This window comes from Maricaulis maris MCS10, assembly GCF_000014745.1.
GTDB classification, from domain to species: domain Bacteria; phylum Pseudomonadota; class Alphaproteobacteria; order Caulobacterales; family Maricaulaceae; genus Maricaulis; species Maricaulis maris_A.
Genome location: NC_008347.1, coordinates 2,051,277 through 2,070,708 on the forward strand (window position 1 = coordinate 2,051,277; position 19,432 = coordinate 2,070,708).

General features: G+C 64.2%; 16 protein-coding genes. 3 read left to right on the top strand and 13 right to left on the bottom strand.

The window, feature by feature from the left end; translation table 11 throughout:
* Positions 1 to 46 precede the first annotated feature (46 nt).
* The gene (locus MMAR10_RS09765) at positions 47 to 652 is read right to left on the bottom strand and encodes an EF-hand domain-containing protein (protein ID WP_041636916.1); all 606 of its coding nucleotides are present in this window, start codon (positions 650 to 652) and stop codon (positions 47 to 49) included.
* Positions 653 to 990: 338 nt separating this feature from the next.
* On the opposite strand from MMAR10_RS09765, the gene MMAR10_RS09770 reads away from it, so the two are divergent.
* Positions 991 to 2,277, top strand: a complete 1,287-nt coding sequence (locus MMAR10_RS09770; RefSeq protein WP_011643815.1) for a nucleotide pyrophosphatase/phosphodiesterase family protein — start codon at positions 991 to 993, stop codon at positions 2,275 to 2,277.
* 6 nt (positions 2,278 to 2,283) lie between these two features.
* Here MMAR10_RS09770 and MMAR10_RS09775 read toward each other — a convergent pair whose 3' ends face one another.
* From MMAR10_RS09775 to ssb, 6 genes are all read right to left on the bottom strand, one after another.
* Entirely contained in the window at positions 2,284 to 2,748 is a 465-nt protein-coding gene (locus MMAR10_RS09775) for a DUF2269 family protein (protein WP_011643816.1), read from the bottom strand.
* Positions 2,748 to 4,043, bottom strand: a complete 1,296-nt coding sequence (locus MMAR10_RS09780; RefSeq protein WP_011643817.1) for an NAD(P)H-binding protein — start codon at positions 4,041 to 4,043, stop codon at positions 2,748 to 2,750. The genes MMAR10_RS09775 and MMAR10_RS09780 overlap by 1 nt, the downstream gene beginning before the upstream one ends.
* Before the next feature lie 227 nt (positions 4,044 to 4,270).
* Entirely contained in the window at positions 4,271 to 5,941 is a 1,671-nt protein-coding gene (locus tag MMAR10_RS09785; protein WP_011643818.1) for an ankyrin repeat domain-containing protein, read from the bottom strand.
* The gene (locus MMAR10_RS09790) at positions 5,941 to 6,363 is read right to left on the bottom strand and encodes a BlaI/MecI/CopY family transcriptional regulator (protein WP_011643819.1); all 423 of its coding nucleotides are present in this window, start codon (positions 6,361 to 6,363) and stop codon (positions 5,941 to 5,943) included. Before MMAR10_RS09790 ends, MMAR10_RS09785 begins: the two co-directional genes overlap by 1 nt.
* 133 nt (positions 6,364 to 6,496) lie before the next feature.
* Entirely contained in the window at positions 6,497 to 7,249 is a 753-nt protein-coding gene (locus MMAR10_RS09795) for a hypothetical protein (protein ID WP_041636918.1), read from the bottom strand.
* On the bottom strand, positions 7,218 to 7,712 hold the full coding sequence (gene ssb / locus MMAR10_RS09800) for a single-stranded DNA-binding protein (protein WP_011643821.1): 495 nt from the start codon (positions 7,710 to 7,712) through the stop codon (positions 7,218 to 7,220). The genes MMAR10_RS09795 and ssb overlap by 32 nt, the downstream gene beginning before the upstream one ends.
* Positions 7,713 to 8,055: 343 nt before the next feature.
* Between ssb and uvrA the strand changes: the two genes are divergently transcribed.
* A complete protein-coding gene (gene uvrA, locus MMAR10_RS09805; RefSeq protein WP_011643822.1) occupies positions 8,056 to 10,929 on the top strand; it encodes an excinuclease ABC subunit UvrA in 2,874 nt (957 codons plus the stop codon).
* Here the strand turns inward: uvrA and MMAR10_RS09810 are convergent.
* The 6 genes from MMAR10_RS09810 to MMAR10_RS09835 all read right to left on the bottom strand — a co-directional run bounded on the left by MMAR10_RS09810 (position 10,926) and on the right by MMAR10_RS09835 (position 17,919).
* Positions 10,926 to 11,867, bottom strand: coding sequence for a CPBP family intramembrane glutamic endopeptidase (locus MMAR10_RS09810; RefSeq protein WP_011643823.1), 942 nt, complete (start codon positions 11,865 to 11,867; stop codon positions 10,926 to 10,928). The two genes, uvrA and MMAR10_RS09810, sit on opposite strands and share 4 nt — an antisense overlap.
* 123 nt (positions 11,868 to 11,990) lie before the next feature.
* A complete protein-coding gene (locus MMAR10_RS09815; RefSeq protein WP_011643824.1) occupies positions 11,991 to 13,046 on the bottom strand; it encodes a hypothetical protein in 1,056 nt (351 codons plus the stop codon).
* A gap of 86 nt (positions 13,047 to 13,132) precedes the next feature.
* A complete protein-coding gene (locus MMAR10_RS09820) occupies positions 13,133 to 14,095 on the bottom strand; it encodes a hypothetical protein (RefSeq protein WP_041636920.1) in 963 nt (320 codons plus the stop codon).
* A 12-nt stretch (positions 14,096 to 14,107) separates the two neighbouring features.
* On the bottom strand, positions 14,108 to 15,496 hold the full coding sequence (locus MMAR10_RS16230) for an energy transducer TonB (protein WP_011643826.1): 1,389 nt from the start codon (positions 15,494 to 15,496) through the stop codon (positions 14,108 to 14,110).
* A 55-nt stretch (positions 15,497 to 15,551) separates the two neighbouring features.
* Positions 15,552 to 16,727, bottom strand: a complete 1,176-nt coding sequence (locus tag MMAR10_RS16235) for an energy transducer TonB (protein WP_011643827.1) — start codon at positions 16,725 to 16,727, stop codon at positions 15,552 to 15,554.
* 16 nt (positions 16,728 to 16,743) lie between these two features.
* The gene (locus MMAR10_RS09835) at positions 16,744 to 17,919 is read right to left on the bottom strand and encodes a hypothetical protein (RefSeq protein WP_011643828.1); all 1,176 of its coding nucleotides are present in this window, start codon (positions 17,917 to 17,919) and stop codon (positions 16,744 to 16,746) included.
* 109 nt (positions 17,920 to 18,028) lie between these two features.
* On the opposite strand from MMAR10_RS09835, the gene trmFO reads away from it, so the two are divergent.
* The gene (gene trmFO / locus MMAR10_RS09840; protein WP_011643829.1) at positions 18,029 to 19,429 is read left to right on the top strand and encodes a methylenetetrahydrofolate--tRNA-(uracil(54)-C(5))-methyltransferase (FADH(2)-oxidizing) TrmFO; all 1,401 of its coding nucleotides are present in this window, start codon (positions 18,029 to 18,031) and stop codon (positions 19,427 to 19,429) included.
* Positions 19,430 to 19,432: the final 3 nt, after the last annotated feature.

A 19,432-nucleotide genomic window follows, 5' to 3' on the forward strand; every position in this document is an offset into this window, starting at 1 on the left:
TCGGGACCCGGCCGCCTGGCGGCCGGGTCCCGACATCAGGCGCCGATTACTCGACGCTGTAGTTCACGAACTCGGCTCGCGTGACACGGCCGTCCCCATCCACATCGATCATATTGAAGACCGCCGTCACACTCAGCACGGCCGACTCTTCAGCATTGGCAATGACGCGCTCAAGATAGGCCGGCGAGGCCACGCCTTGCTGGGCCTCCATGCCGAGTTCCGCGAGCGCTGACTGGACCGACCCGGTCACCTCGGCGCGCAGGTCCGGTCCCAGCTGCCCGTCAGCGGTCAGGCCGGCTTCAACGAAAAGTTCGGCAAGGTCGAAATCATTGCTGCCATCGCGGTCGACCGAGGCGAAGCTGGCCTCCGGGTCATTGCGGTCTGCAATGGCGGGGGCCGAGGTCTGCAATCCGGTGGTCAGGGCAACGGCGGTAACGAGGGCAAGAAAACTGGCGGGCATGGTGAACTCCTTGATATTGACAGAGGGGAGCACCAGGCGCGGGTGACGTGGACCGGAATAGGTTTCGACATAGGCGCGAAGGACCTCGCTGGCCGTCAGGCCACGGGACTGACAGGCTTCCATGAAGTCCTGCTTGGTCTGGTGACCGATCCGGATCTCCAGGGACTCGCTCTGCTTTTCACGCCGTTTCATCACGAACTCCGCTGCACGCCATCTGCGTGGTGCCGCTCCAATCGGCCACATACACGCTCACCATCGGAACCCATTTGCCGTCCCGACGCACGCATTATAGCGTCCGGACACTGATTTCATTGATGAAATTTCGGTCATGCGGGGTGCGAAAAGACCGTTATGTGAATTCACCGTCATCCCACGGTCACGACCTGTCGTGCCCCTGGGATGACGGTGGCTGTGGGCCTTTTGCGGATGGGTTGGAATCATGGCGCTCCGTCACAAATCCTTGCCTTGTCGCGACGGGCCTGCCTCACTAGGCCCGAGCGGTTGACCCAAACCGCCCATCGGGGGCTTTCATGACGTTTCGTATTCTCGCCATCGCCATGCTGACCAGCCTGGTGGCCGCATGCAGCCATCTGCGTGCACCGTCCGCCGAACCGGTTGCGGCCGAAGCGCCACCCGTGGTGATCATGGTCGGGCTGGACGGGTTGCGCTTTGACGCCATCGACCGCCACGAAGCGCCCAATCTGCGCGCCCTCGCCGCGCGCGGGACGCGTCCGGAGCGCATGGTTTCGGCGATGCCGACCAAGACCTTCGTCAATTTCTACACCCTGGCGACCGGCCTCTATCCCGAGCATCACGGCATGGTCTCCAACTCGCCCTATGACCGGCGGCTGGACGAGACCTTTTCCAATTCCGGCGGCAGTCCGCAGGACCCGCGCTGGTGGGGCGGCGAGCCGATCTGGATCACGGCAGAGCAGCAGGGCCTGCGCTCGCACATCATGTTCTGGCTCGGCTCGGAAGTGGAGATCGACGGCACCCGTCCGACGATCTGGCACCCCTATGAGCACGAAAAACCCTATGAAGAACGCATTGATGAAGTTCTCACCTGGTTCGACGCACCGGTCGCCGAGCAGCCTCGCTTCGCCGCCGTCTACATGGATCATGTCGACACGGTGCTGCACACCAATGGCGTCGGCACGCCGCAGGAAGCCGAGGCCGTCGCGCGGGTCGATGCCCTGGTCGGCCAGCTGATCGCCGGGCTGGAAGCGCGCGGCGTGATGGAGCGGACAACCCTCTTGATCGTTTCAGATCATGGTATGGTCGATGTCTCGACCGAGCGGACCATCATGATCGACACGCTCGCCGATCTGGACGGGCTGCATATTGACGAGTTCGCCAGCCGTTACAGCCCCGGTCCGGAATCCTTCATCATGGGCTATGGCGATGAGGCCACGGTCGAGCGCATCCATGCCGAGCTGCAGGATGCCCATCCGCACATGACCGCCTATCGCCGCCAGGACATGCCGGAGCACTGGCATTTCGATCACCCCGATCGCGGCCCGGATCTCTTCGTCCTGGCCGATCCCGGCTGGCTGATCATCACCAGCGAGACCGATCCCGAAAACCCCTATTTCACCAGCCTGCGGGCCACCCACGGCTTTGACAATCTCGACGAAACCATGGGCGCGACCTTCATCGGCGCCGGCCCGATCTTCCCGCAAGGCAGCCGCCCGGCCGCCTTCGAGAACGTCAATGTCTATGGCCTGATCGCCTGCGCACTGGACCTCGAGCCTGCACCGACCGATGGTAGCGCGGAGGAAGTTGAACGGATCACGGGCGGACGCTGCCCGGCGGAGTAAATCCGGTCATCCGACCGGCTTGGTGATCATCAGCCAGACGATGGCGGTCAGCGCGGCGAAAGCCGGCCAGCCCAGCGCGAACCAGATCCGCATCAGATGGTGGACATCAGCGGGGATGTCGGGACCGTCAGTCTCGGCAAGGCGTCGCTTGACCCGCATCTGGATCCACACCACCGGCAGCCAGCAGGCACCGATGAAGAGATAGAGTCCGACGCTCGCCAGCAGCCAGGGCGCGGTCAGTGGCCAGCCTGCGAGATGGGCCAGGGCAAGGCCGGAGACGGGCTGCAGGATCACCGCACTCGCGGTGAACACCCAGTCGGCCAGCACGACGTGGCGGGCGACCAGAGCAAACGCGGCCCGCTCGCCACTGCGCCAGGCCATCAGCATGAAAAAGGCAATCGCGGCGCCCGATCCGAACAGCACCGCGGCACCGAGAATGTGGACCAGGCGAAGAAGCGGGTAGAGCTCCATCAGCGCTCATCCTCGGTGGCCGCGATCATCAGCGCCAGCGCCATCATCGGGAAGACTTTCAGGATCGGCCCGAGGGCGTCGGCCCACAGGCCCGGCAGGGTCATGCTGAGGGTGAATATGTAGGCGAAGGTGCCGAGGATCATGATCGTCGCCAGCCAGCGCACGCGCCATTTCGCCAGCATGCCCAGGCCCAGGGCGATATCGAACAGGGAGCCGAACCACAGCACCGGCGGCTGGGCCGCCTCCGAGAATCCGCCGGCTGCGAGCACCGAATAGGCGTGATCCCTGGCGACCGTCAGGGCGAGCACACCGGTCAGCAGCCAATAAAGACCCAGCACCCATCGCGCCAGCGGCCGGGCCAGACCCAGCCGCGCATGCCAGCGATCCTGCAGCCCGGCCGGGTTGGCAGCGAGCCAGTCATGAAAGCCGCGCGGCGACGCCCCCGTCGCGGCCAGCCAGTCGGTCGGATCCCCCTCGACATCGAAATCCAGTTGCTTGAGCGCATTCGTGCGCATCGAGGTCCGTACACCCATCCATCCCAGCCAATCCCCGAACAGGAAGGCCGGTCGGGCCAGCCAGCGCGGCACCGCCCAGATGCGGCTGTCGCCGAAACCAAGCCAGCGCCGATAGCCGCGCACGGTATCGGCCAGCGAAACCCGTTCCGGGCCGGCCAGGTCGAAGCTTGTGCGGGCGGGCGCCCCCGGCTCGATCAGACCGGCGACCGCCTCGCACAGATCATCCATCCCGATCGGCCGGAACACCTGCTCACCGCCGACCACCGGGGTCACGAAAGGTATGCCGCACAGGCTGCGCACCAGCGCCGTACCGCCATAGACATTGCGGGCGACGACCAGAGAGGGGCGCAGGATGAGCCAATCCAGATCACGGGCCGCAAGTGCCGCCTCGCCGGCCAGCTTGTCGCGGGCATAGTCCGATCCGGCGGCCGTATCGACGCCGACAGCGGAGATATGCAGGACGCGTCCCACCCCGGCCTGCTCGCAAGCCTTGAACAAGGCCATTGCGCCGTCGACATGCACCTTGCGACTGCTATCGCCGAGCCCGTCCTGCAGCACGCCGACGCAGTTGATGACCACATCGATATCCGTGAGCCGGGGCAGCCAGTCGTCGATCGTATCACGGCGGAAATCGCAGCCGACCCAGTCGAGCTGAGGGGCCCGCTTGCGCGCTGCCTCGACGCCACGGGCTGCGGCCCGGACTTCGTGACCGGCAGCCTGAAGATGGGCGGCAAAGTGCGAGCCGATGAATCCGCTCGCCCCGGCAATCAATACGCGCATGAAACACCCCTTCCGCCCCGCCCTGCCGGCACTTTAACCAGACCGGCGCGGACCGGAAGGGGCTTGTCAGTCCCGATGCCTCCTCACGGCGGCAATGGAAGGTCGCGTTCTAGAGACGCAAGCTCATCCCGGTGAGCTCGCCGAGGGCATGGCGATGGTTTTCCAGCTCGGCGCCCCCGACCGTCCGACTGAAACCGGCCATGACGATGCGGGCCGGCTGGGGCAAGCTATTCGCTCGGCGGACGGTGTTCGGCACCGCGGGCTTCGAGCCAGGCGACGACATGGTCCTGACCGGTCCGGCGTGCTTCGCTCAGCGGTGAGCGGTAAATCTCGCGTCCGCGACGATCCCGGGCACGCACCGTCAAGGACAGATCGGCGCCGACCGCGGCGAGATGTTCGATGACATCGAGATGGCCTTGCTGGGCCGCATTCACCATCGGCGTTTCATCATGAAAGACATAGCCGTTCGGGTCGGCGCCCGCCGCCAGCAACAGATCAACCGTGTCGACATGTCCGCGTCCCGAAGCCGCGATCAGGGCGTTGCCATCGCCGCGCTGTTCGGCATCGACATCGGCGCCGGCCGCGAGCAGTTGTTGCACCAGATCGTCACGACCACTGACCGCGGCCGCAATCATCGGATTGCCGTCTCCATCAATGCCCAGATCAGGGCTGGCACCGGCTCCCAGCAGCGCCGCTACGGTCGCGGCATCGCCGCCGCGGATGGCGGCAATCAAGGCTGTGCCATCGCCCCGAAAACGGACATCCGGATTGGCACCACCCGCCAGCAAATCCCCGACCCGGCCCGCCTGACCGCGACGCGCTGCCTGATAGAGGCGCCCATCCAGGTCGAGGGCGTCATCGAGGTTACGCATCGGGGATGGTCGGGCATCTCGCCCTTCCATCGCCCGGGCTTCACCGAATTGCGGGGTCAGGACGAGGGCTGTCGCCGACAGGGCTGGCAGAAGGAGGGCAAAACGCATGGGACTATCCTTTCGGTTGAGGTCGGACGTGGCGGTCAGCCGGGCGACGCGGTGGGCCAGGCTGGAGCGTGAGGGGGCGGCCGCGAGGGCCAGTGAGGCATGACGGGTATGATCGCTGGCGGCATCGATCAGTGCCAGGGCAAGGTCTCGCGATTGCCCCGTGATCCGGGCGGCTTCCCGATCGCAAAGGGTTTCGCGATTGCGTTCGAGCAGGGTCATCAAGGGCAGAAGCGGCAGCACCCACCACAGGGCGACCTGCAAGATGCGCAAAGCCAACACCGTCCAGGCATCGCCGCGGCGGGCATGCGCGATCTCGTGTTCGAGCACCGGTCGGGCCGCATGATCGAAGGTAAAACCGGTCGGCAGCAGGATTTGCGGCTGCCGATAGCCGGCGAGTACCGGGGTCGTCACGGCAGCGCTGACTGCAAGCGGCAGGTCGGCAGACAGTCGCAGGCTCGCCGGACACGCCACCGGGCGCGCCGCCAACCGCATCCGGTCCAGCGCGACCAGATCGCGCGCAAGTCGGACCGCCATGACGGCAGTACCGGTCAGCCAGACCAGCAGCAGGATACGGCCCAGTACCGGCCAAACGCCCGACCACACCGTTTCGGGCGCGGTGAGTGCAAGGACAGGACCGGTACTGGTCGTGGGCCGAGCCGCATGCGACGTGGCCTCTGCGGACTGGGCTGATGAAAAACCGGCGACACCGGCCTGTACATCCGCCGACAAGTCGGGCGCGGCCCGCAAGGCGAGAAAAAAGACCAGCGGGATGACAATCAACGCCGCCAGCGCCAGATCATGGCGCTCGCGCACGAGGCGGGCCGGCAGGAGTCGGTCCACCGCCATCACGCCACCGGCCAGGGCGGTTGCCGCGACCAGTGCGGCCAGAGCCGCGAGCAGGAGTGTGTCCAAGGCCATCACTTCGCCTCCCCGTCCGGATTCTCATCGGCCTCACGATCCGCGCCGGTCTCCTCGAGCACGGCCGCACGCAGGTCTTCAATGTCTTGCAGGGTCAGCTTCTCCGCCCGCACGAGATGCTGGGCGAGGCTTTGCGCGGAGCCACCGAACAGGGTGCGGACCATTGATCCCAGCGCCTGGTTGCGGGCGCCGTCGCGGGTCAGCAAGGCCGAATAGATGTGGGCCCGACCGGATTTGCGAAACCCGACATAGCCCTTGTCGGCCATGATCCCGATCGTTGTCAGAACGGTGGTATAGGCGAGACCGAACTCGGCATGCAGCGCATCGGTGATTTCGCGCACACTGGCTTCGCCGCGCGTCCACAGCACGGTCATGATGCGCTGTTCGGCTTCAGTCAGTTGGGCAGAGCTGGGACGAGCCATCTACGAATTCCTTAGTTGATGACATCAGGCCTCCCACGGGCGGTCAAATTCATCAACTAACAAATTAGTAATTCAGCCCGAAACCCGACGCCGGACTGCCATCCAGAACGGTGTCCGGGTGTTGCAGCTTGGGCTATTCAGCAGCCGTGGCGGCCGCGACAGCATCCTGCATCATGGTGAGATTGCCTTGCAGATTGGATGAAATGCGCGCGCGCACCGAGGGCCAGCGACTCTCGACCATCAACCACTCATCGCCGCTAAGGGTCTGTTCGTTTACGGCAGCGAAATAGGCGTTGGTTCCGAACGAGCAAGCCCACCAGGGCGAGGCTTGGCCGGCAAAGGCTCCATCGGTCTCGATGACCTGCTCGATCGCCGCTATCGTCAATTCCGGCCGCGAGGCAATAACCTGAACCACAGTCTCTCCGGCGTAAGCCGAAGCTTCATTGATGACGTCCAGGGCCGTGGAATCAAGGCAACGTGCCGCATCATACATGGTCCGCGACCGCCCCAGGAAATAGGCCTGGACCGCGAATTCCGGATCGGACTCGGCGGTCAGGCGGGCCAGCTCGAACAGGAAGAAGGGCGGGTTGAGGTCACGCGACGACCACAGCGTCTGGGCCACCTCGATCACGCTGTCGCCTGTCTCTGACTGGAGCTGGTTGAGCAAGCCCAGAACATCGCCCCATGCCATCTCGCCTACGACGAAATGGGCTTCGCCCTCCTCGTCGCCCAGCGGCACAATGACGATTTGGGGCGACCGCGCATTGGGGTCGCCGGTGACATCATCCTGGGCGCTGGCGCCACCGACCGCCAGAGAGGCGGTCAGCAGGCCGACACTGATCAGGCGGGTCAGGCTAGAACGGGATTTCATCATCGAGATCAGCATTGCGGAAATCTTCCTTCGGTCCATCCATGGAACGCTGGCCGCCACCGGAGCCACCGCCCATTTCATTCTGGCCGCCACCGCCGAAGCTGCCGCCACCGGCGCCGCCTTCATTGCGACCGTCCAGCATGGTCAGCTCACCACGGAAACGCTGCAGCACGACTTCTGTGGAGTATTTTTCCTGGCCGTTCTGGTCAGTCCATTTGCGGGTCTGGAGCTGGCCCTCGACATAAACCTTGGAGCCCTTCTTGAGATAGTTCTCCGCGACCTTGGCGAGATTGTCGTTGAAGATCACGACACGGTGCCATTCGGTCTTCTCACGGCGTTCGCCGGAGGACTTGTCGCGCCAGCTTTCAGACGTCGCGACCGACAGATTGACGACCGGGTCGCCATTGTTCATGCGGCGAATTTCCGGATCACGTCCCAGATTGCCGACCAGAATTACCTTGTTGACGCTTCCCGCCATCGCCCGTTCTCCATCCTTGCGTCCACGCCTCTCCGGGCGGGCCGCCTAGTGTTCACATTCTGTTCCGCAGGTCAATTGGCGCCCGCGAGTCGGGGTGATTTGAGAGGAGGCGTGACGCAGAGTCCAGCCGGCCGACTCAGGGCTTTCGCATCTGGAGCCATCGCCCGCTCCTGCCACCGTCCTGTCAGCTGTCGCGGACGCCGCTCTGGACCCCGGACCATCGCCGTCCTATCTGAACGGGATCGCGTCGTGCGCTGGACAGGCGACATGATGTTCCCCTAACGTTCCGATCCGGTTGCGATTCCCAACCGACAGGTGCGACCGAACGGAGACTGGCTAAGGCATGGCGCTCGACAAAATCCGCGTGCAGGGCGCACGCGAGCACAATCTCAAGGATGTTTCCGTCGAGCTGCCGCGCGACAAGCTGATCGTGTTCACCGGCCTGTCCGGCTCGGGCAAGTCCTCCCTCGCCTTCGACACCATCTATGCCGAGGGCCAGCGGCGATATGTGGAGAGCTTGTCGGCCTATGCCCGGCAATTCCTCGAGCTGATGTCCAAGCCCGACATGGACAGTATCGAAGGCCTGTCGCCGGCCATCTCCATCGAGCAGAAGACGACCTCGAAGAACCCGCGCTCGACCGTCGGCACGGTGACCGAAATCTATGACTATATGCGCCTGCTATGGGCCCGGGTCGGCGTGCCCTATTCGCCCGCCACCGGCCTGCCGATCGAAAGCCAGACCGTCAGCCAGATGGTCGACCGCCTCACCGCGCTCGAGGACGGCTCGCGCCTCTACCTGCTGGCCCCCGTCGTGCGCGGCCGCAAGGGTGAGTACCGCAAGGAATTCGCCGAATGGCTGAAGGCCGGCTTCCAGCGGGTCAAGGTCGATGGCGAGTTCTACACGCTGGAAGACGCCCCCACGCTCGACAAGAAATTCAAGCACGATATCGACGTGGTGGTGGACAGGATCGTCATCAAGCCGGACATGGAAAGCCGCCTCGCTGACAGTCTGGAAACCGCCCTGCGCCTGGCCGAGGGCCTCGCCGTCGCCGAGTTTGCCGACCGCCAGGACGAGAAGGGCAAGCCGGAACGGATGATCTTCTCGGAGAAGTTCGCTTGTCCCGTCTCCGGCTTCACCATCTCGGAGATCGAGCCGCGCCTGTTCTCGTTCAACAATCCATTCGGAGCCTGCCCCAAGTGCGACGGCCTCGGCCAGTCGCTGAAGTTCGACGAGGACCTCGTCGTACCCGACCGCGACAAGCCCCTGTCCGATGGCGCCATTGCGCCGTGGAGCCGGGCGACGTCGAAACTCTACCAGCAGACGCTGCAGGCGCTGGCCGGACATTTCGGCGGTGACATGTTCCAGTCCTGGCGCGACTTGCCGGAACCTTTCCGCAAGATCGTGCTGTTCGGCACCAAGGAAAAGGTCACCTTCGTCTATGAGGACGGGCTGCGGAAATTCGAGACCCAAAAGCCGTTCGAGGGCGTCATCCCCAATCTGGAGCGGCGCTGGCGCGAGACCGACAGCAGCTGGGTCCGCGAGGACCTCGCCCGCTTCCAGTCGGCCCAGCCTTGCGAGACCTGTGGCGGCCGGCGCCTGAAGCCGGAGGCCCTTTGCGTCAAGATTGATGGCCAGGACATCACCGACGCCTCGAAACTCTCGATCCGTCTTGCCCGCGACTGGTTCGGCGCGGTCGAGGCCACACTGACGCCGAAACAACAGCAGATCGCCGAACGCATCCTCAAGGAAATCCGCGAGCGTCTGAAATTCCTCGTCGATGTCGGGCTGGACTATCTCACGCTTGACCGGGCATCGGGCACGCTGTCGGGCGGCGAGAGCCAGCGCATCCGCCTGGCCAGCCAGATCGGTTCCGGCCTGACCGGGGTGCTCTATGTCCTCGACGAACCCTCGATCGGCCTGCACCAGCGCGACAATACCCGCCTGCTGGAAAGCCTGCGCGGGCTGCGCGATCTGGGTAATACGGTGATCATTGTCGAGCATGACGAGGAAGCCATCCTGACGGCGGATTATGTCGTCGATCTGGGTCCTGCCGCCGGCGTCCATGGCGGCGAAGTCGTCGCAGCCGGCACGCCCGAAGAGGTGATCGCCAATCCGGCCAGCCTGACCGGCCAGTATCTGCGGGGCACACGCCGCATCGAAGTACCGACCAAGCGCCGCAAGATCGACAAGAAGCGAATGGTCAAAGTCGTCGGCGCGACCGGCAATAATCTCAAGACCGTCGACGCGGAATTCCCGCTTGGCGTCATGTCCTGCGTGACCGGCGTGTCCGGCGGCGGCAAGTCGACCCTGACCATCGAGACCTTCTACAAGGCAGCCGCTCGAAAGCTCTCCAAGGCCCAGCAAGTCCCTGCCCCGCATGACCGGATCGAGGGTCTGGACCGGCTCGACAAGGTCATCGATATCGACCAGTCACCGATCGGCCGCACGCCGCGTTCCAACCCGGCCACCTATACTGGCGCCTTCACCCCCATCCGCGAATGGTTCGCCCAGCTGCCCGAAGCCAAGACGCGCGGCTACAAGCCGGGCCGTTTCTCCTTCAATGTGAAGGGTGGACGCTGCGAGGCCTGCCAGGGCGATGGCGTGGTGAAGATCGAGATGCACTTCCTGCCGGATGTCTTCGTGCCCTGTGATGTCTGCCACGGAAAACGCTTCAACCGCGAGACGCTGGAGGTCCAGTTCAAGGGCAAGTCGATCGCCGACGTGCTCGACATGACGGTCGAGGAAGGCGCCGACTTCTTCAAGGCCGTGCCCGCCGTGCGCGACAAGATGGAAACGCTGAAACGCGTCGGCCTGGGCTATATCAAGATCGGCCAGCCGGCGACCCAGCTTTCCGGCGGTGAGGCCCAGCGCGTAAAACTTTCCAAGGAGCTCTCCAAACGCGCCACCGGCAAGACGCTCTACATTCTCGACGAGCCGACCACCGGCCTGCATTTCGAGGATGTCCGCAAACTGCTGGAAGTCCTGCACGAGCTGGTCGAGGCCGGCAATACGGTCGTGGTGATCGAGCACAATCTCGACGTCATCAAGACCGCCGACTGGCTGATCGATCTGGGTCCCGAGGGCGGTGATGGCGGCGGCGAAGTGGTCGCGGTCGGCACACCGGAAGACGTCGCCAAGGTTGAGCGCAGCTGGACCGGCCGCTACCTGGCGCCGATGCTGGAACGGGCGAAGGAGTTGCGGAAGAAGGCGGGTTAGTCGGCAGCCGCTGCCGGCGCCGCATCCACCTCAACCCCATAATCCGCCGCCTTGCCCTTGAACGCCCAATACAGCGTTCCGGCCAGCAGGACGACAGTCGTCACGGCGCTGGCTTCCGGGCCGAACACGCCGCCGGTCAGCCACCAGGCGGCGTCGGGGGCGTCGGCGAGATCGATCAGGATCGGGCTGACCGGGCTGTCATGGCCGCTGACCGGCAGGCCGAAGCCCGAGGCCAGGAGCCAGTTCCACGCTGCATGCCAGCCGCACACGCCCCAAAGCGAGCCTTCCTTGATCGCGTAGAGCGACAGCATCACGCCGACCAGGAGGATGTTGGCGAGACCGAAGGCCAGCTCAGCCGACATCTTTATATTGGCGCCGTGCAGAAGCGAGAAAATCGCCGAATTGACCACCACACCCCAGGCAATGCCATGGCGCGAGGTGATGACGCCCATCAACCAGCCGCGCATGAAAATCTCTTCCGTCGATCCCTGCACGATGAAGCCGAGCAGAACCCAGGCTGCGGGGATCAGGACCACCAGGGCGACCGATCCACCAGCCTCAACCTGATAGCCGCCCAGCAGCCAGATACCGCCGACGACAACCGCGAGAAAGCCCAGTCCGAGACCGTAGCCGCGCAGGAAACGTCCGAGGAAATTTGCGTTGAGGCCGATCGCAGCGAGCGAGCGACGCTCGAACAGGATGACCCAGAGAAAGACCAGGATGGCGCCCGGCGCAAATGTGCCGATCAGCGTGTAGGTGAGGCCCTGCCAAGTGTAATCCGAGGTTCCGTCCATCGAGACATAGCCGAGAAAAACCCCGGCAATCGCACCGATGATCGCCCCGACGAAAATCAGCGCAATTGCCATCGGTATGGCCGCTGCTGTCCAGGTCCGCCGGGCCCGCAACCCGCGTTTCGAATAGATTTCCCGTCCGGCCATGCCTGTCCCCCGATGCCCGAAGCTGCGATGCCCGCAAGCAACGTTATTCGACCGGAGGTTAGGCAGAAGGCGACCGGGCTTGCAAGTCAGCGGGGCCGCCGTCTACCGCCACGCCGGAACGGGTCACCCCTCGCTGGGAGAGGCACCCATCGGATGGTCGGCGGCCAGTTTCGGTGCATCACCCTGCTCACCCTCACCGCCACTGCGGGCGCGGACGGCGTTATAGGCGCCGATCGAGTGCCAGACGGCTTCCAGCATGACCTGGATGGCGTAGAGCAGGACGAAGCCAACGATCAGGCCGATCACCGTTCCGGGCTGGCTGAGACTGGCCTGAAGGCTGGCCAGGAAGGCGTCAGGATCGACATGACTGCCCTGGTCGGCAAGCTCGACCAGATCGATGATCGCCGGGAAGAAGGCCGCGAACAGGGCCAGCTGGACGACAAAGCCGATCGTGCCGCCAATCACCATCATGATGACATAGGCGACGATATAGCTGACCAGCATGTGCCAGAACACGCCCTTGCTGGCATCCCAGCTCTCGAAAAAGCGCAGGCGGCCATCGAGCACGGTCAGTGCCGGAGCCGAAGCCAGTCGGACGCCCAGGACCACCAGGCCGACGAGGACGGCCAGTATGGCCAGCCCGGCGAGCAATACGCCACCAAAACCGACGGCAGCCGAGTCGCCGCCGCTATGGGCGATCATCATCGCGCCGAAGCCGAAGAAACCAATCACGGTGGCCACGCCGAAATAGGCGACGGCAGCGACAACCAGATACATCAGATTGACGCCGATCAGCCGCATCTCGTCGCCACCCAGGCGGATGGGGACAACCGGCTTGACCTCACCCTTGGTGAGAAACCGCAACCACGCCGCCTGAAACATGACCGCGAACAGGATGGACGCCGGAATGATCAGGAAACCATAGGTGAGAAAGGGCATGAGGATGTCGAAGACCAATCGCATGGCTTCAGCGTCACTCAGCCGCCCGCCGGCATCGGCGTCGATGAGCTCGAACAGGTTCATGTAGGCCGGGCCCATCATCATCACGCCCAGTGCCAGCAAGGCGGTTGCGCAGATTGCCTGGAAGGCGAACAACCACAGGGCTCCGCCCGGTTTTTCGCCAAAGCGGATGAAGAACCAGAAGATTCCCTTGCCGATATCGAATTCCTGCCTGGCCATGATTTGCCCCTCCACTGCACCACGAGGATATTATCATGACGCAAGCGGGAGAAATCGCCAGCGGGAACGGGTCGCCCTTCGTCCCGCTACTCGGAAGCCGGCGCCCGCAGCGTGTGGAAATGCGCGTAGAGCCCGGCCACGACCGGCAGGTTGAAGATGGCAAACAGGCCCGTCAGACGCAGATATTCCGGAATGCGGACAAAGCCGCCTTCGGTCAGCAAGTCCTCGCCCAGCACCACCGGCACCATCAGGGGCCGCTCGCCGAGGATGGCGCAGACCGCCTCATAAAGACCGATCTCGACGATCACCAGCGGCGCCAGGGCCGCCACGATCGACGCCAGGATCCGCCAGGCCTGCCCTTCGCTCAAAGACCAGACCGAGAGGACGCGCACCGAGCGCTGGGCGAAGCTCGCTGGAAATGACAGGCAAAGCCGCGCCACCAGCCAACCGACCAGGAGCAGGGCCAGCACATTGACCGCGCCAACGGCAACCCAGTCGGCCGTGGTGAGATATTGCATCGCCATCGGCAGATCGATGCCGGCCTCGCGGGCGTCGATACCGGCCCGTTCGACCGCGCCGGCCGCGACTGTGCCAAACACCACGATCGCGAACATGGCCGCCAGCAGCGCCACGATCAGCACCAGCGCCGCATTCAGCATGGCGACCACGAATAACCGCCATTCATCGGCCGACAGCCGCAGGCCGAAACGCCCGTCATATTCACCGCGCACGGCGAGTCTGAAAGCCATCGCCGAAAAGGCCAGGCTGCCCACCGTCAGCGCGATCAGCGCGACGGCATCCAGGGTCAGCCAGAAGCCGGTCAATTCGGCCGACTGGGCCATCTGGCCCAGCCACAGCTTGATGGCATAGGCGAGCGTGAAGGGCAGACCGGCGAGCACGAAGCGCTGCCAGTTGGCCAACAACAGGCGATAGGCCGCAGACAGGCTGGGCAGGATGGCAATGGGCTGGCTCGACATGACGGCTCCGATCGGTTCGCGATCAGAGATACCGCCCTGCCCGACAGGATCAAGCGCGACGCGCGGTCGCAAAGGGAACGCCCCCTATCCACGCAGCCGGAAATGGAAAAAAGTCACAAGACCGTCGCGTGTCTCTGCCGGCATCAGCGGATCGACCGGCGCGTATGTCCAACTGTCGACCGCCTCCAGCGTCACCTCGCCAAACACACCCGCGGGCACTTCATAGATCAGCTCGGGCGCATTGACCCGCCCCATCTCGTCGACGGAGAAACGGACGACGGTAATACCTTCCTCCCCACTCCGTGCAGCAGGGTACGGATACGCCGGCTCCCGCCGCACAAGCGGGACCGGCCGAAACCCGGTCTCGTCCGGATCAACATAGCGACCACGATCGAACTCGAAACGAACCGCCCCTCTCTGCAGGCCTTCACGATCCGGCTCGAACCAGAAGCCCTCCAGCGCTTCCGTGACGACCGGTATGATGGCCTCATCAAGCGTGTTTTCCACGACCACAATATCCGTCGCAGCACCGGTCCGGTCGACCGAATACTCCAGCGTGATCGCGCCGCTCAGGTATTGCTGCGACCATTCCGAATCAGGGATTGGCACGTGGCGACGGAGCCACCGGACCTCCCCGGTCAGCGCGTCTACCTGGTCATAGTCCGGGTCCGGATGGTCGGAGGTCTGGATGCGGGAAATCATCTCCCAGCGTTCATCCTCATCAACATAAGCGATGCACATGCCCTGCAGAGCTTCGGCGACAAGGTGATTGGTCTCCAGATCCAGCGCCGAATAGGCCGCCGAGGCCTGCCGCATCTGCACGCTACACCCGACCCAGTCACGCCGGAAAGTCTCTCCGACCCCGCTCATGAACGCCAGGTTGGCATAGTTGAGGCTCCCGGCTCCATCACGCTCGCGAACCAGAGGCAATCCCGCAACCGCCATGCTGGCCGCGTCGCGCGTCCGCCGCGCCAGAATGCCGGTCTGCGCGGCCAGCAGGTAATGATCCGCCCGCATTGAATCGGAAACGCTAGCGGCGTCACTATCCGCCAGGTGACGGTCGGCACGCTCGGCACACCGGTATGCGTCCGAGTAATCGCCTGCCAGATAGGCAGAGCTGGCGGCATTGTACCAGAGCCGGAAACGGTCGCGTGCCGGGTCACCGAGCCGCTCGGCGATTTCGGCGGCTTCGCGCCGTGCTTCATATGCCGCCGCATGATCCCCCTGCGCCTCGGCCATATCCCCGTAATTCGCCGCCAGGACGCCAATGAGCGCTCGATCAATTCGCGCATCCTGCGCCGCCCGCCAAGCGAGTTCAGCCGCCTCAGACGCGGCCTCATGGTCATTCGACGCCAAGGCCGATTCATAGGCCAGATAGGCGTCACCGACCGCTTGCGGCAATGCCTCATCCTGAGCCAACGCCGTGGTCGCCGAGGCCACGAAGGTCAGCGACGCAATCCAAACCTGTTTCATCGCTTCCTCCACTTACGGCCCCAATGGCAAACCACACACAATCAGAGCGGTCGCGTCAGCGCTGCATGCGAAAGTCGAATCGGGTTTCCACACCCTCCCTGAGGACCGGCTCGCCATCGCGCGTGGCCGGCTCATAGCGCCAGTCCTCAACCGCACTGACCGAAGTCGCATCAAAAATGGCCGGCGGGAAGGATCCGATAATGCGGATATTCCGGGTCCGGCCGGTCGCGGTCACGTCGAAGCTGACATAGACCACACCATCGAGATTCGAGTAGGCGGCATCGCGCGGATAGTTGGGCATGCGTCGGCTGATCGGTTCGGCGTCGCAGCAGGCCTCCGGCTCGGATTCATCGTTCGGATCGGACCCGATATCCGGCTCGTCAGTCGCTGGCAGGGCGGGGTGGAAGGGATTAGCCGCCAATCGGGCCTCAAGCCGGTCGAGGGCTTCACGGGTCCCGACTTCATCATGCTCGAACAGGTTCAGGCGGGCCGATGTATACGCCGCTCGCAGGGTCGCCGTGTCGACATGGTCGGGCGCGACCTCAGCCAGCACATCCCTGGCCACATGCAGCGAATAGGTCGCGTCCTCAAATTCACGGTCCAGAGTCTGCGCGATTCCGGCATAGAACAGGGCCAGGGCATAGCTCTGACTGGGCGCATCCAGACTGGCCTCGAAGGCTGCGACAGATTGCACCGCGGCATCGCCGGCATCATCGAGCCGGCCCCGGCCAATAGCCAATGCGGCCCGGGTCAGGAAGGCATCGCCAGCGAATTCAGTCGCAGCACCAAGGTCATCGCCGAGCTCTTCCAACGCGTTGGCAGCATTGCGTGAACAGGAATAGGCGTCATTTCTATCCTGATTATGCAGGGCTACCAGTGCCGCATTGTGCCATCGCCAGGCACGCTCGACCGGATCGACATCGGCACGGTCGGACAAGCGCCCCGCTATCCGCCAGGCCTCTTGCGCCGACTCGTAATCAGCGTTCAAGGACGCGGCAAAACCGTAATTCTCGGCCAGCGTCGCCAAGGTGGCGCGATCAATATCGGCCTCATCACCGGCTTCGTACGCCCGACGCCCCGCGTCGAGCAGGGCCATGGCATCACCCACTTCCAGGGCGGCCTGATAGTCGAGATAGGCCGACGCAACGTCTTGCGGCAATGCCTCGTCCTGAGCCAACGCCGTGGTGGCCGAGGCCAGGAGCGTCAGGGACGCAATCAAAACCTGTTTCATCGCAAATGCCTCTTTATCAATCCTGGTTTTCAACGGGGGGGATCGGCACTGGCCTGATCGACTGCAGCAACCGAAAGGACAACTGCGTTGCCGCCCCGCGGCGACCATCGACCGCCCCTGTAAAGGCGACACGAAACAAGCCAGTCATCGTGACAGGCACGCCTTCGCAGTCCGTATGGAATTCTGTCCGGGAGAGGTTTCGGTCAATCGCCCGCACGAGCCGACTGTCACGCCGCGGCGATGTTTGCGGATCCGGGCCAAGCTCGACAAACTCGCCATCCTGAACACTGAATTCGACCCGGGCGACGCCGCCCAGCTGGCCGCGTTCAACCGAGCGCAAGGGGACCCGGACTTCCTCCCATGGTCCGACGGGCACAGGCCTGCTGGCGAGGTCAGCGCACAATACGGATTGCGTTTCCGGCGCCATCGATGACAGCGCATCGGGCAGGCCCTGCCCGTCCGTCACAAGTATATCGGCCAGCCCGGCGACCAGTGCCGCCAAAGCCCGCATTCCGTCCGCTGTGGATCGATCGATCGCCTGCACAGCCTGATCCGTGAGTTCCAGGGCCGTGCTGCGATTTTCGCGAAGCATCGCGTCTCGTCGCAGGATCAGCGTGAGGTTCGCCAGTCGCACCGGATCTGTAAGGTTGGAGAGCGCCGTCGAGCGTTCCATCTCCAACTCCATGCGCAGCCCGTCCGACAGCGGCTCGGAGAATATGTTCGGATATACACTGCTGAACAGGCGTTCGCGTTCCCGGTCACTCAGGATCGGGCCGGCGGCCAACACCTCGATCAACGGGTCTTGCAGAACCAGGAATGCGACAGTGTTTTCAGCCTGATGAGCTGCGGAAAGGCCCTGAAGATATACATCACGGGCCAATTCCGGCTCGCCCGCGAGCCTGGCCAGCTCGGCGGCGGACTCGACAATTTCCACCAGCCCGAGTCCACGTCCGCGTGCCGGTGCCATCGCCAAAGCGTTGAGGCCAAGCGTCAGCTGAATTTCGGGATCAATCGCGGCCGCCTGTGCTTCGGCATATGCCGCTTCTGCCGCCAAACTCGCCGCCGGGAAATCGGCCTGTTCAAGAGCCGCCTCATAGCGCAGATAGGCGTCCGAAACCGCAGCGGGCAATTCTTGCGCGTCGGCCAAGGCAGTCATCGACAACGCGACCAACAAACTGACCAAACGCTTCATAGCACAACTCCCCGTTGATCGGTTTTATCGTCCGCCAGCCACGACCGGTCAAGCTGAACAGCCCCATCCCTGCCCTACGCCGCTTGACTCCCCCGCCCCCCGGTTCGATATGCCGCGCATGACAGATCAAGCGATGAAACCCATTCACGTCATCGGCGGCGGCATGGCCGGCTCCGAAGCGACCTGGCAGCTCGTCTCCCAAGGCGTTCCCGTCATCCTGCACGAGATGCGCGGCGTGAAGGGTACCGATGCCCACCACACGGACGGGCTGGCCGAGCTGGTGTGCTCGAACTCCTTCCGTTCGGATGATCACCGCACCAATGCGGTCGGGCTGCTGCACGAGGAGATGCGCCGTCTCGACTCGATCATCCTGCGTCAGGGCGATGCGGCCCGCCTGCCCGCCGGCGGGGCGCTGGCGGTTGATCGCGATGTGTTTTCGCAGGCGGTCACCAAGGAGCTCTCCGAGCACCCGCTGGTCACCATCAGTCGCGAGGAAATCCCGGCCCTGCCGCCGGAAGACTGGGACAGCGTCATCATCGCCACCGGCCCGCTGACCTCGGAAAGCCTGTCCGAGGCCATCCTGAAAGAGACCGGTGAAGGCGAGCTGGCCTTCTTCGATGCCATCGCCCCGGTCGTCTATCGCGACAGCGTCAACACCGAAAAGGCCTGGTTCCAGTCGCGCTATGACAAGGGCGACACGGACGCCGAGCGCAAGGCCTATCTCAACTGCCCGATGGACCGGGACCAGTATGAGGCCTTCATCGATGCGCTGATCGCGGCTGAAAAGACCGAGTTCAAGGAATGGGAGGCCAACACCCCCTATTTCGATGGCTGCCTGCCCATTGAAGTGATGGCCGAGCGCGGCCGCGAGACCCTGCGTCACGGCCCGATGAAGCCGGTCGGCCTGACCAATCCGCACAATCCGACCGTGAAGCCCTGGGCCATCGTCCAGCTGCGCCAGGACAATGCGCTGGGCACGTTGTTCAATCTCGTCGGCTTCCAGACCAAGATGAAATACGGCGCCCAGGGCGAGGTGCTGCGCATGATCCCGGGCCTGGAGGAGGCGCGCTTTGCCCGTCTTGGCGGCATTCACCGCAACACCTTCCTCAACTCACCCAAACTCCTCGACGCGCAATTGCGCCTGAAGAGCCAGCCGCGCCTGCGTTTCGCCGGCCAGCTGATCGGTGTCGAAGGTTATGTCGAGAGCGCGGCGATGGGCCTTCTGGCCGGTCGCTACGCCGCTGCAGAGCGGTTGGGCGCCAGCCTGACCCCGCCACCGGCCACCACAGCGCTGGGCGCGCTGATCGGCCATGTCACCGGCGGACACCTGATCTCCGGCAAGGGGTCCTTCCAGCCGATGAATGTCAATTTCGGCCTGTTCCCGCCGATCGAGCAGCCCACCGTCGATGCCGACGGCAATCGCATCAAGGGCAAGGCCAAGACCCCGGCCCGCAAGGCTGCGATGTCAGCACGCGCGCTGAGCGATCTGGCGGACTGGCAGGCCGGCTGAGCC

Excerpts from the sequence above, each read along its gene's own strand:
- MMAR10_RS09815 (WP_011643824.1), bottom strand. The coding sequence starts at position 13,046 with ATGGCCAGGCAGGAATTCGATATCGGCAAGGGAATCTTCTGGTTCTTC.
- MMAR10_RS09785 (WP_011643818.1), bottom strand. The coding sequence starts at position 5,941 with ATGGCCTTGGACACACTCCTGCTCGCGGCTCTGGCCGCACTGGTCGCG.
- ssb (WP_011643821.1), bottom strand. The coding sequence starts at position 7,712 with ATGGCGGGAAGCGTCAACAAGGTAATTCTGGTCGGCAATCTGGGACGT.
- MMAR10_RS16235 (WP_011643827.1), bottom strand. The coding sequence starts at position 16,727 with ATGAAACAGGTTTTGATTGCGTCCCTGACGCTCCTGGCCTCGGCCACC.
- MMAR10_RS09765 (WP_041636916.1), bottom strand. The coding sequence starts at position 652 with ATGAAACGGCGTGAAAAGCAGAGCGAGTCCCTGGAGATCCGGATCGGT.
- trmFO (WP_011643829.1), top strand. The coding sequence starts at position 18,029 with ATGCCGCGCATGACAGATCAAGCGATGAAACCCATTCACGTCATCGGC.
- MMAR10_RS09835 (WP_011643828.1), bottom strand. The coding sequence starts at position 17,919 with ATGAAGCGTTTGGTCAGTTTGTTGGTCGCGTTGTCGATGACTGCCTTG.
- uvrA (WP_011643822.1), top strand. The coding sequence starts at position 8,056 with ATGGCGCTCGACAAAATCCGCGTGCAGGGCGCACGCGAGCACAATCTC.
- MMAR10_RS09770 (WP_011643815.1), top strand. The coding sequence starts at position 991 with ATGACGTTTCGTATTCTCGCCATCGCCATGCTGACCAGCCTGGTGGCC.
- MMAR10_RS09810 (WP_011643823.1), bottom strand. The coding sequence starts at position 11,867 with ATGGCCGGACGGGAAATCTATTCGAAACGCGGGTTGCGGGCCCGGCGG.
- MMAR10_RS09780 (WP_011643817.1), bottom strand. The coding sequence starts at position 4,043 with ATGCGCGTATTGATTGCCGGGGCGAGCGGATTCATCGGCTCGCACTTT.
- MMAR10_RS16230 (WP_011643826.1), bottom strand. The coding sequence starts at position 15,496 with ATGAAACAGGTTTGGATTGCGTCGCTGACCTTCGTGGCCTCGGCGACC.
- MMAR10_RS09795 (WP_041636918.1), bottom strand. The coding sequence starts at position 7,249 with ATGCTGATCTCGATGATGAAATCCCGTTCTAGCCTGACCCGCCTGATC.
- MMAR10_RS09775 (WP_011643816.1), bottom strand. The coding sequence starts at position 2,748 with ATGGAGCTCTACCCGCTTCTTCGCCTGGTCCACATTCTCGGTGCCGCG.
- MMAR10_RS09790 (WP_011643819.1), bottom strand. The coding sequence starts at position 6,363 with ATGGCTCGTCCCAGCTCTGCCCAACTGACTGAAGCCGAACAGCGCATC.